This window comes from Curvibacter delicatus NBRC 14919, assembly GCF_001592265.1.
Classification (GTDB): Bacteria; Pseudomonadota; Gammaproteobacteria; order Burkholderiales; family Burkholderiaceae_C; genus Hylemonella; species Hylemonella delicata.
Genome location: NZ_BCWP01000026.1, coordinates 42,283 through 53,340, shown reverse-complemented (window position 1 = coordinate 53,340; position 11,058 = coordinate 42,283). Strand labels below are relative to the sequence as shown.

Annotated in this window: 11 protein-coding genes; 10 read left to right on the top strand and 1 reads right to left on the bottom strand. The window is 58.4% G+C overall.

All coding sequences use genetic code 11. The annotated features are described in order from the left end of the window. From CDE01S_RS12815 to CDE01S_RS18225, 3 genes are all read left to right on the top strand, one after another. A partial coding sequence (locus CDE01S_RS12815; protein WP_066708142.1) for a Bug family tripartite tricarboxylate transporter substrate binding protein occupies positions 1-718 on the top strand: 718 nt, incomplete at its 5' end. Between the two features lie 2 nt (positions 719-720). Then, entirely contained in the window at positions 721-1,500 is a 780-nt protein-coding gene (locus tag CDE01S_RS12810) for an SDR family NAD(P)-dependent oxidoreductase (protein ID WP_066708118.1), read from the top strand. 51 nt (positions 1,501-1,551) lie between these two features. Next, complete coding sequence (locus CDE01S_RS18225; RefSeq protein WP_084382876.1) at positions 1,552-2,532, top strand: PDR/VanB family oxidoreductase; 981 nt, start codon at positions 1,552-1,554, stop codon at positions 2,530-2,532. A gap of 115 nt (positions 2,533-2,647) precedes the next feature. Here CDE01S_RS18225 and CDE01S_RS18220 read toward each other — a convergent pair whose 3' ends face one another. After that, positions 2,648-3,430 carry an IclR family transcriptional regulator domain-containing protein gene (locus tag CDE01S_RS18220; RefSeq protein ID WP_084382875.1) on the bottom strand — a complete coding sequence of 261 codons (783 nt, stop codon included), beginning with the start codon at positions 3,428-3,430 and terminating at the stop codon, positions 2,648-2,650. A gap of 158 nt (positions 3,431-3,588) precedes the next feature. On the opposite strand from CDE01S_RS18220, the gene CDE01S_RS12800 reads away from it, so the two are divergent. From CDE01S_RS12800 to CDE01S_RS12770, 7 genes are all read left to right on the top strand, one after another. Then, entirely contained in the window at positions 3,589-4,545 is a 957-nt protein-coding gene (locus CDE01S_RS12800) for a Bug family tripartite tricarboxylate transporter substrate binding protein (RefSeq protein ID WP_066708114.1), read from the top strand. 35 nt (positions 4,546-4,580) lie between these two features. Then, positions 4,581-5,819 (top strand): aromatic ring-hydroxylating dioxygenase subunit alpha, encoded by a 1,239-nt coding sequence (locus tag CDE01S_RS12795; RefSeq protein WP_066708111.1) that lies wholly within the window; start codon positions 4,581-4,583, stop codon positions 5,817-5,819. Positions 5,820-5,831: 12 nt separating this feature from the next. Beyond that, entirely contained in the window at positions 5,832-6,305 is a 474-nt protein-coding gene (locus CDE01S_RS12790; protein ID WP_066708108.1) for an aromatic-ring-hydroxylating dioxygenase subunit beta, read from the top strand. After that, positions 6,302-7,258 carry a PdxA family dehydrogenase gene (locus CDE01S_RS12785; protein WP_066708105.1) on the top strand — a complete coding sequence of 319 codons (957 nt, stop codon included), beginning with the start codon at positions 6,302-6,304 and terminating at the stop codon, positions 7,256-7,258. The genes CDE01S_RS12790 and CDE01S_RS12785 overlap by 4 nt, the downstream gene beginning before the upstream one ends. Before the next feature lie 8 nt (positions 7,259-7,266). Next, complete coding sequence (locus tag CDE01S_RS12780; protein WP_066708102.1) at positions 7,267-8,280, top strand: 2Fe-2S iron-sulfur cluster-binding protein; 1,014 nt, start codon at positions 7,267-7,269, stop codon at positions 8,278-8,280. A 327-nt stretch (positions 8,281-8,607) separates the two neighbouring features. Continuing rightward, positions 8,608-9,531, top strand: a complete 924-nt coding sequence (locus tag CDE01S_RS12775; protein WP_066708099.1) for a class I SAM-dependent methyltransferase — start codon at positions 8,608-8,610, stop codon at positions 9,529-9,531. 21 nt (positions 9,532-9,552) lie between these two features. Next, complete coding sequence (locus CDE01S_RS12770; RefSeq protein WP_066708096.1) at positions 9,553-10,689, top strand: NAD(P)/FAD-dependent oxidoreductase; 1,137 nt, start codon at positions 9,553-9,555, stop codon at positions 10,687-10,689. The last annotated feature ends 369 nt before the right edge of the window (positions 10,690-11,058 follow it).

Here is an 11,058-nt window from a genome sequence, read left to right as displayed (position 1 = left end):
TGGCCACACTTTGCTTGTTGGTTACAACGGACCGCTGGCGATCAACGTCACGCTGTTCGACAAGATGCCCTACGACCCGCTGAAAGACCTGGCGCCCATCACGCTGGCCGTCAAGTCGCCCCAGTACCTGGTGGTCAATCCCGCTAGCGGCATCACCAGCGTAAAGGACTTGGTGGCCAAGGCCAAGGCAGAGCCGAGCAAGTACTCCTACGGGTCGATCGCGTTGGGCAGCGCTTCGCATTTGACGATGGAGATGTTGAAGTCCGCTGCGGGTTTTCACATGACGCACATCCCCTACCGGGGTGCGGGACCAGCCGTGACGGACCTGATTGCCGGCAACATCCAGGCAGGCTTTTTCGTGCCGGGTAATGTGCAGCAGTTTGTCAAGGAAGGGCGCTTGCGTCTGCTGGCCACCTCCGGCAGCAAGCGTTTTGGCAGTACACCCAATATTCCAACGCTCATCGAGTCGGGCTACAAGGATTTTGAAGCCACCTCCTGGATTGGATTTTTGGCCCCCGGGGGCACGCCGGCCCCCATCATCGAGCGGTATCACCGCGAGATCGTCAAGATCCTCAACCAGCCGGACATCAAGAAGCGTCTGATTGAAATGGAATTCGACATCGTGGCTTCCAACCCCAAACAGTTCAGCGACTGGATCCGTACCGAAATCGGACGTTGGGGCAAGGTCATCAAAGACACCGGCGCAAAGGCAGAATGAGCATGAATCAAGCACGCTTAGGTGGCAAGACTGCCTTGATTACGGGAGGAGGTGCCGGTATTGGTGCCGCCGCCGCCAAATGCTTCGCTCAGGAGGGGGCATCCGTTCTACTGGTCGACGCCAACGCCCAGGCACTACAACGTACCTGCGAGGCAGTCTGCCAAGCTGTGCCACAGGCACGAGTAGCCTGTGTAACGGCGGACGTTTCCGATACCGATGCTGCGCTTGCCGCGGTGCAGTCTGCGGTGGCGCAGTTCGGTGGTTTGGATATTTTGGTGAACAACGCCGCCATGCGCAATTACAGTGCGGCGGCAACGGTCACGCCAGCCGAATGGCAGGCGATGGTGAGCGTCAACCTGGTAGGCATGTCCAATTACTGCCAGGCCGCATTGCCGTATTTGCGAGCTGCGAAAGAGGGCAGCATCGTCAATGTCTCGTCGTGCTATGCAGTGACCGGCCGCAAAGGCATGGCGCTGTACGACGCCACCAAGGCAGCGCAACTGGCCTATACCCGTACGCTGGCATTTGAGGAGGCTGCGCATGGCGTACGGGCCAACGCTGTGTGCCCGGGTTCGACACTGACTGATTTTCACGTCGGGCGTGCGCAGCAGACAGGCAAATCGGTGGATCAACTCAAGACCGAGCGTAAAGACACTTCGTTGATTGGCCGTTGGGCCAGTCCGGAGGAAATTGCCTGGCCCATCCTTTGGTTGGCTTCACGCGAGGCATCGTTCATCACCGGGACGACGCTGATGGTGGATGGTGGCCTTCACATCATGTAATCGGGTGGGGTCATGCGTGCATGGCCCCATATTTTTGTGCAATCACCTGTCATGTCTTCGTCACTCATTCAAGCCCTCGTCTTCAACCTTCGATATGAAGCGCGCGACATCATCAGTGTCGAACTCAGACCCCTCAGCCAGGAAGCCGGCTTCCCTCCTGCGGAAGCCGGTTCCCATATCGATCTTCACTTAGGTAATGGGTTAATCAGAAGCTACTCCCTGACTAATTCTGGAGAATCCGATAGATATGTGGTGGCCGTGCTCAAAGATCGGAGAAGCCGGGGCGGCTCACTCTATGTACACGAGCAAGTGCGGGTTGGGCAGGTCATCTCAATCAGTTCCCCCCGTAACAACTTCCAATTGGACGAAGCTGCTAGCCAGAACGTGTTGTTAGCTGGTGGCATCGGCATCACCCCCCTCTATGCGATGCTCAAGCGTTTGCGGGAACTTGGCCGTCGGACACACCTAATCTATTGCGCTCGCAGCAGATCAGATGCAGCTTTTGTTGAGGATATTCAAGCACTTGTGGCAGCCAGTCACGACGGGGCTTTATCCGTTCATTTTCATTTCGATGATGAGAAGGGCGCCGCCCCCGATCTTGTTCGCTTGTTCTCTAACTTCTCAGCTGAGACACACTTTTACTGCTGCGGCCCCGGTCCGATGCTGGAGGCTTACGAGAAAGCGTGTGACAAGCTTGGTTATGCACATGTCCATATGGAGCGTTTTGCAGCTGCGCCCGAGCTGACCGACCAAGTAACAGATTCGGCTGGCTATACGGTTGCGCTGAAAAAGTCCGGAAAAACAGTGCAGGTGCCACCAGGGACGAAATTGCTAGACGCATTGTTGTCCGCAGGCTGCAAGGTTGAATTTAGTTGCCGAGAGGGGCTGTGCGGTGCCTGCGAAACACGCGTCTTATCGGGCGAGGTCGAGCACCGAGACAGCATCTTGACCAAGGCAGAACGTGCAGCTAACAAGTCGATGATGATTTGTGTTTCGGGTTGCAGATCTGGAACACTGGTACTGGATGCCTAAAAGGTCTCGGTCTGGCGGGCTTCACCTTTACGCAGTAAAGTGAAGCCCGACTGTCCGATACCCTGATACAGCCATTACTCGAATTGCCTTTCGGCCGAGAAGCTGTCCAATTACTTCAGGACAATCTAGAGCGTACCCAAGCTTGGCTACGTAGCATGGCTGGCAGCAATTGTTCGGCCATCTCACTGGCCGTCATGCGATCGGCTCGACTGGAGAGACTCAGAGCACCGACAACCTGCCCACCCATGTTGTACAGCGGGACAGCGATCGACCTGACGCCTATTTCAATCTCTTCGTTGCTTAATGCATAACCATTGTCGGCACAGGACTTGAGCAACTTGCGAAGACGAACTGGATCCGTAAGGGTGTGTGGCGTCAACCGATGCAGAGACATGGCATTGAAGAGAGCCTCAAACTCTGCTGCTGGACGAGAACTGAGAAGTACACGGCCGGTAGCTGAGCAGTGCAGCGGAAGTCGTGACCCAACCCCCAACCCGACGGTCAAACTTTTACGCGCTGTTGATCGCGCGGCGACCATGACTTCCGTTCCGTGCAGAACAGCCAGTGATGCGGATTCACGCGTACGTTCGCTTAAGGAATCCAACGTGGGTTGCAGCAGGCGAGGCAGGCGAGTTGATGCCGAGTAGGCATAGGAAAGTCTCAGTATCCCGTGGCTCAACCAGAAGCGTTTGCCGTCGGTCTTGGCGTAGCCGCCATGACACAGCGTCAACAGGCAACGTCTAGCTGCAGCAGGGCTAATACCGACGCGCCGAGCCGCCTCGGACGAGGTCAATCGAGCGTGCGCGTCATCGAAGGCCTCAATCAGCTGCAAGCCTTTGGCCAAGCCGGCGATCAAGTCCTTGTCACTGACAGACGGAACCGAGGAATTCGTATCCATTGCATGAATTCTGCATTGATGGTGATCAAAAAAATTTCACTGATTTTGCGCTATTCGCAAAATTGACTTTGTCAAACCGAGGCCGAAACCACACACTTCTCCCTGTTTTCGCCATCCGTCTGGTTCATCCGGACAGTCATTACCCGAGGAGAAGATACTTGAGACATTTGATAATTTGGCTGTGTGCTGCGTTCACTTGGACTGGTCTGCACGCCGCCGACTTTCCCACCAAGCCGATCCGTCTGATCGTGCCTTTCCCTGCTGGTGGCACGGCTGACGTGCTGCCACGCATCCTGTCGGAAAAAATACGCCATCGCTTTCCAGCCGGCGTGATTGTGGAAAACAAGCCGGGTGCTGGCGGCAATATCGGCGCCGACATCGTCGCCAAGTCCGAACCGGACGGCCACACTTTGCTGGTCGCACCACCTGGCCCTATTGCCATCAATCAGAGCCTGTATCCCAAACTACCCTACGACGCCACCAAGTGGGTACCGGTGACCGTGCTGGCGGCTGTGCCCAACGTGCTGGCCGTCAGCAACCAGCTGCCGGTGAAGAATGTGCAGGAGTTCATTGCCTACCTCAAGGCCAACCCTGGCAAGGTGTCCTATGCCTCACAGGGCAACGGCTCGACCTCGCACCTGACGGCCAATCTGTTCCAGTCGCTTACCGGGACGCAGATGACCCACATCCCCTACAAAGGCACGGCACCGGCGCTGACCGATCTCGCCGGCGGCCAGGTCGACGTCTTCTTTGACAACCTTGGCGCCTCCGGCCCGCTACACAAGGCCGGCAAGATTCGCATCTTCGCTGTGGCTGACAGTAAACGAGCACCGACGATCAAGGAAGTGCCCTCGTTCGCTGAGGCCGGGTTGCCCGGCATGCAGGCTGTGACATGGTTTGCAGTTGTCGCCCCGCCTGGCACCCCAGCCGCCACGGTGAAGTCACTCAATAGCGCGCTGGTCGACGCCCTCAACCAGCCAGATGTTCAATCGCGCTTCGCCGAGCAAGGTGCCGAAGTCGTTGGCAACACGTCCGAACAGATGGGTCGCTTCATGCGCAGCGAAGCCACACGTTGGGCCAAGGTCATCAAAGACGCCAACGTCACAGTCGACTGATCGACGCACAGATTCCCCAAAACAAGGAAACCACCATGAGCCAAACTCACCCCATCCAGTGGGTGCGGGGGCAGCACACCCGCGTGCCCTACGCCGTCTACCAAAACCAGGACGTCCTCGATCAGGAGCAGAAGCGGGTCTACGAAGGACCAACCTGGAACTACCTTTGCCTGGAAGCCGAGATTCCGGAGCCGGGCAGCTACCGCACGACTTTCGTCGGGCGGGCCCCCATCGTCGTGGCACGTGACACCGATGGCGAAATTTATGCCTTCGAAAACCGTTGCAGCCACCGTGGTGCGTTGATCTGCCTAGAAAAAGCCGGCACGGCCAAGGACTTCCAGTGTGTCTACCACGCTTGGACCTATGACCTTCAAGGATCGCTCAAAGGCGTGGCCTTCGAGGCGGGTCTCAATGGCGCCGGTGGCATGCCGCCCAGTTTCTGTAAGGAAGATCATTCCCCGCGCAAGCTGCGCATTGCCACCTTCTGTGGCCTGGTGTTCGGCAGCTTCAGCGATGAGGTGGACGGCATTGAGGACTACCTGGGCCCTGAAATTTGCGCACGCATTGAGCGTGTCCTACACAAACCGGTTGAGGTCATTGGCCGCTTCACGCAGGCCCTGCCCAACAACTGGAAGCTCTACTTCGAGAACGTCAAGGATAGCTACCACGCCAGTCTCTTGCATCTGTTTTTCACCACCTTCCGTCTGAATCGCTTGTCACAACGGGGTGCTGTGATCGTGAACGAATCGGGAGGCCACCATGTCAGCTACTCGATGGTCGATGCACCGCAGGCGGAAGCAGGCAAGCAGTACCAGGAGCAGGGCTTGCGTTCCGATCAGGAAGGCTACAAATTGGCCGACCCGACGCTGTTGGCGGGCTTTAAGGAATACGAGGATGGCATCACGCTGCAGATCCTTTCAGTCTTTCCTGGCTTTGTGCTGCAGCAGATCCAGAACTGTCTGGCCATCCGGCAAGTACTGCCTCGTGGCGTGGAGAAGACGGATTTGAACTGGACTTACCTTGGTTACGCCGACGACACCCCCGAGCAGCGGGACGTACGTCTTAAGCAGGCTAACTTGATCGGCCCAGCCGGCTTCGTCTCGATGGAGGATGGCGCGGTCGGCGGCTTCGTGCAGCGTGGGATAGCCGCAGCTGGGGAAGATCAGGCTGTGATCGAAATGGGAGGCGACAGCACCTCGTCCAGCCCGTCACGCGTAACAGAAGCCTCGGTTCGTGGCTTCTGGAAACTCTACCGTCGTCTCATGGACATCTAGGAGTACAGATTGATGGACACCGTTTCCCTACGAGAAAAAATTGCCGCCTTCCAGGCTGCCTACATCCGTTGCATTGACAGGAACGAACTGGAGAGCTGGCCAGACTTCTTCCTGCCGCAATGCCAGTACACCGTCACCACCGCCGATAACCATCGGGACGGTTTGGCCGCCGGTCTGATCTGGGCCAGTAATCGAGCCATGCTGCAAGACCGTATTTCTGCCTTGCGTCATGCCAACATCTACGAGCGGCACAGCTATCGACACATCATCGGCTTGCCATTCATCGTGGAAAGTCAGGCTCAGACAGCCAGCACCGAAACGCCATTCATGGTGGCACGCATCATGCATGACGGAGAGACCAGCCTGTATTGCACAGGCATCTACCATGACGTGTACGACACGAGTGCTGATACGCTGCGCTTGCACAGCCGCATTGTGGTGTGTGACAGCAGCCGTATCGACACGCTGATGGCCATACCGCTGTGACCAAGACTGTCGTTCGCATCGCGTTGCCTGTTGGCGATCCAAACGGCATCGGGCCGGAGATCGCTCTTAAAACCGTCGCCGCCTATGCTGGACGGGATGACGTGCAGATCACGCTGTTTGGCCCCCAGTCAGTGCTGCAACGCGCAGCCGTCCAACTAGGACTCACAGCCCTGCTGGACGCCAGCGCCGTCGTTCCGACCGAGGCTGGGACTAATAGTGCCTTCGTCCCAGGGCAGGTGTGCGCTGAAGCCGGCGCCGCCATGATCGCCGCTGCCAGTGTTGCCATTACGGCGACGCGACTCGGCGAGTTCGATGCAGTGGTCGCAGCTCCGCATCACGAGACAGCGGTTCACCTGGCGGGCATTGCTTTTTCGGGCTATCCGTCGCTGGTAGCGCGCGTCTGCGGTCAGCCTGAAGACAGCGTGTTCCTGCTGCTGGTCGGTGGTGGCCTGCACATTGTGCATGCCACGTTGCACGAGAGCGTGCAGCATGCACTGGATCGGCTAAGCCCAGATCTGGTTGAGCAGGCTGCGCTAGCGGGTGTGCGCGCCATGCAGCGTTTAGGCGTTGCCGCACCGCGCATCGGCCTGTTCGGCATCAACCCACATGCCGGCGAGAATGGCCTGTTCGGCGATGCGGATGAGCGCATCACCCGCCCCGCCGCCGAGCGCCTGCGTGCCTCTGGCCTGCAGGTGGACGGCCCAAACGGTGCCGATGCCTTGTTGGCCGACCGTCGCCACGACCTGTATGTCGCCATGCTGCACGATCAGGGTCATATCCCCGTCAAGCTGTTGAGTCCCAAGCAAGCAAGCGCCCTGTCCATCGGTGCCGATGTGATTCTTTCCAGTGTGGGTCATGGCTGTGCCATGGACATTGCCGGACAAGGCATCGCTGACGCCAGGGCCATGATCAATACCGTCGCACGGCTCGCTGCCGTGCCGGCACCTCTCTGAACACTTCAATGACGCACCAGATCAAGATCGAAGGCAGCGAAGTTGCTTTTTCCTGTGAGCACGGCGAGACCGTGCTTGATGCCGCAGCACGCAACGGTATCGAATTGCCCTACTCCTGCCGCAAAGGCGTGTGTGGCAATTGCCGCGGTTTGGTGCTCGAGGGTCAACTAGTGCCTGGTACCGCTGGCGGTAGTGCCGAGGCTGGCATCCACTCCGACAATGAGCATCTTTTCTGCCACGCCCAGGCTGCCAGCGATCTGTTGATCCGCCCGCGCAGCTGGCAACGCATCGACCCCAATGCCCGAAAAACATTGCAGGCCAAGATCTTTCGCATGACGCAGGCGGCCAGCGACGTGACCGTTTTGCAGTTGCGTTTTGCCGCCGGCCAGCGAGCCAAGTTTCAGGCTGGTCAGTATCTGCAGGTGATCCTGCCTGACGGTCAGCGTAGGGCCTTTTCTATGGCTAATGCACCGCATGAGAGTGACGGAGTACAACTGCATATCCGGCATGTGCCAGGTGGTCACTTCAGTGCAGGCATTCTGCCTACGCTCAAAGTCGGCGATCAACTGCAACTTGAACTACCGCATGGCGACTTCTGGTTACGCGAGGAAGGTGATCGACCGTTGATCATGGTGGCAGGGGGAACTGGATTCGCCCCCATCAAATCCATCATTGACCACATGGTGCGCAACAAGATCAGTCGGTCTCTGGCCTTGTACTGGGGTTCGCGGCAAGTGGAAGGGCTGTATGCGCCGGAGGTGATAACCAAATGGCAACATAACCTGTCCGGGCTGCGTTACGTACCGGTGGTTAGCGATGCTCCGGCTGGTACATGGCCTGGGCGAACCGGTTTGGTTCATGAGGCTGTGCTGGCCGACCATGCCGATCTGTCCAGTTACGACGTTTATGCCTGTGGAGCACCTGCTATGGTGGCCGCGTTGAGGCGCGTCTGCGTTGAGGAGAGCGGGCTTCCCGAGGCAAGTTTCTTCAGTGATGCGTTTGTTAGTCAAGCACCGCAGTAAGTTACAGTTTGGGCCTTCCACGCTACTTGAGTAAGGCCTACTCAAAAACCTGAATAAGGTCATGGGTGGAGAGCTTAAATGCCTAAACGGAATTCTCTGCATGCCTCTATCCAGATCACGGTCAGAGTGAGGCTTGAGTGCTATTCGGTCAATTTAGTGCTAAATCGCGAACTCAGCAGGTGCCCATGAAATTGTTTACAACTTTAAAATGGCCTGTTGCAAGATCGTAACGCTGAAGAAACGCATGAGACCTAGGCGGGTGTTTTCGACTTTAATTGCACGAAATAGTTGGACTGAATAACGGTCGTTTGTTGAAAGACTCCCCTCGTGCAAGCCCTCTTGAATGCCATTGCAACGATGGGCCTGCCGCTGGATGCCCAGCGCGTGTTTCATGGCCGTGGCGGCCGGTATCCCGGCTGTGAGCATTTGTCGTTGGATGCCTTCCCGCCGGTCTGGGTGCTGACCAGCTTCCAGCCGGTTGCCGATGATGAATTGGCCACCGTGCACGCGGCCTTGTCTGCTCGCTGGGAGCAACTGGCTCCCGGGCAGCCGTTCAACTGGGTCTTCCAGTGCCGGCACGAAGGGCGAACCGACACACGACTGATGGCCGGCAGCGTGCCCGAGCCGCATGTGGTGACGGAGCACGGTGCGAGCTTTCGGGTCCATGTGCTCAAGGGGCAGAACCACGGCTTGTTTCTCGACATGGCCGAGGGCCGGTGCTGGGTGCGCGAGCATGCGGCGGCCCACCCGGGGCTCAAAGTGCTCAACCTGTTTGCCTACACCTGTGCCTTCTCCGTGGTGGCACGGCAGGCCGGGGCACAGCAGGTGGTCAATGTGGACATGAGTCACGGTGCGCTGGCCATCGGGCAGCAGAACCACCAGCTCAACGGCATCGCTGCCGGGGCCAGCTTCCTGGCCCACGACATCTTCAAGTCCTGGGGCAAGGTCACGCGTGGCGGCCCCTACGACCTGATCATTCTCGATCCGCCCAGTTATCAGAAAGGCAGCTTTGTTGCCAGCAAGGATTACGCGCGCCTCATGCGCCGCCTGCCGGATCTGCTGGCGCCGGACGGTCATGCCTTGCTGTGTCTGAACGCTCCGGAATTGGGCCTGGCTTTCCTGCAAGACCAGATGCAGCAACTGGCCCCCCAGCTCGCGTTTGTAGAGCGCGTGTCCAATCCGCCGGTATTTGCCGACGTGTCAGCCGATCGCTCGCTCAAGGTGCTGGTATACAAAGCGCCGAAGAGATAATTTCCAATGAGGAATGAAAGCATGAGCACACCCAAACGCATCACCATCATCGGTACCGGCTTCGGCGCCTTGTCCACCGTACGTGAGATCCGCCAGCGCGACAAGACGGTTGACATCACGCTGATCGCGCCACGTGCCGAGCTGCACTACCTGCCGGGCATCATCTGGATTCCATGCGGTTTGCGCACTCGCGAGCAGCTGGTGGTGCCACTGGCCAATTTCTTTGCACGCATGAAAGTGCGCCATCTCGTCGCCGAGGTGACCGGTCTGCGTGAAGGCGGCCGCGTGGTGGACACCACGGCGGGTGAAGTGCAGAACGACGCACTGGTGATTGCCAGCGGGGGGCGTTTCATCAAGAAGCTGCCGGGCATCGAACACGCCATCACACCGTGCGAGGGTATCGCCGCCGCGGAGCAGATTCGCGATCGCCTGCAATCCATGCAGGGCGGCACCATTGCAGTGGGCTTTGCAGGCAATCCGAACGAGCAAAGTGCAGTGCGCGGCGGGCCGATGTTCGAGTTCCTGTTCGGCATTGACGAACAACTCAAGCGCGAGGGGCGCCGTGACAAGTTCGAGCTGGTGTTCTTCAACCCGTCGAAGGAGCCGGGCAACCGCCTCGGCCCCAAGGCCGTGCAGCACCTGCTGGACGAGATGACACGGCGCAACATCCGAACCCACCTGGGCCACAAGATGGTGCGCTTCGAGTCAGACAAAGTGATCACCGAAGGCGGCGAGTTTGCCGCCAACCTGATTCTCTTCATGCCCGGCATGACGGGCAACCTGTGGTTTGACCAGACCGAGCTGGCGCGTTCACCCGGCGGCCTGCTCAAGGCGGACGCGTTATGCCGCGTTGAAGGCGCGCAGCACGTGTATGTGGTGGGTGATTCCGGCAGCTTTCCCGGTCCCGACTGGATGCCCAAACAAGCGCACATGGCCGACCTGCAGGCCGCCGCTGCAGCGCAGAACGTGCTGGCGGGGTTGCGTGGCCAGACGCCGGATGCCACCTTCAAGGTCGAGCTCATCTGCATCATCGATGCCATCAGCCAAGGGACACTGGTGTGGCGCACACCGGCGCGCAACTTCATTCTGCCGCCCAGCCGTCTGTTCCACTGGGCCAAGCGCTGGTTTGAAGGTATCTACCTGAAGCAGTACCGCTGAGCGTCACTTCTTGTCACGATACTTTCTTAGAGCTACGCTGCTTCGTTGAATAGGGCCATTGCCGTCAACAGTGCAGTTCAGAAGCCCGGCTGGATGCCCGAGGCGTTCAAGTAAAGTGTTGAGAGGCCGCAGAAATGTGGCCTTTTTTCCTTTTGGAGGCACCTATCTCCCGAGACGGTGCCGCAGATAGCCGACTGACTCGTATTTCTTCCTATTCGTTTGTATCGGCTTCTTGAGCTTTGATCGCTTCGAATTCCAGCCGCGACTCCAAAATGCTCGAATCGCGTCAGGTATGGCGATAGCGCGCTCCAGGTAGGCCGGCAGGGACTGGACCGAGTGAGAGCCCTCGGCGATAGGAAACATCCAGTG

Bases quoted from the DNA above. Each gene is read 5' to 3' on its own strand.
- CDE01S_RS12810 (WP_066708118.1), top strand. From the start codon at position 721: ATGAATCAAGCACGCTTAGGTGGCAAGACTGCCTTGATTACGGGAGGA.
- CDE01S_RS18225 (WP_084382876.1), top strand. From the start codon at position 1,552: ATGTCTTCGTCACTCATTCAAGCCCTCGTCTTCAACCTTCGATATGAA.
- CDE01S_RS18220 (WP_084382875.1), bottom strand. From the start codon at position 3,430: ATGGATACGAATTCCTCGGTTCCGTCTGTCAGTGACAAGGACTTGATC.
- CDE01S_RS12795 (WP_066708111.1), top strand. From the start codon at position 4,581: ATGAGCCAAACTCACCCCATCCAGTGGGTGCGGGGGCAGCACACCCGC.
- CDE01S_RS12790 (WP_066708108.1), top strand. From the start codon at position 5,832: ATGGACACCGTTTCCCTACGAGAAAAAATTGCCGCCTTCCAGGCTGCC.
- CDE01S_RS12780 (WP_066708102.1), top strand. From the start codon at position 7,267: ATGACGCACCAGATCAAGATCGAAGGCAGCGAAGTTGCTTTTTCCTGT.
- CDE01S_RS12770 (WP_066708096.1), top strand. From the start codon at position 9,553: ATGAGCACACCCAAACGCATCACCATCATCGGTACCGGCTTCGGCGCC.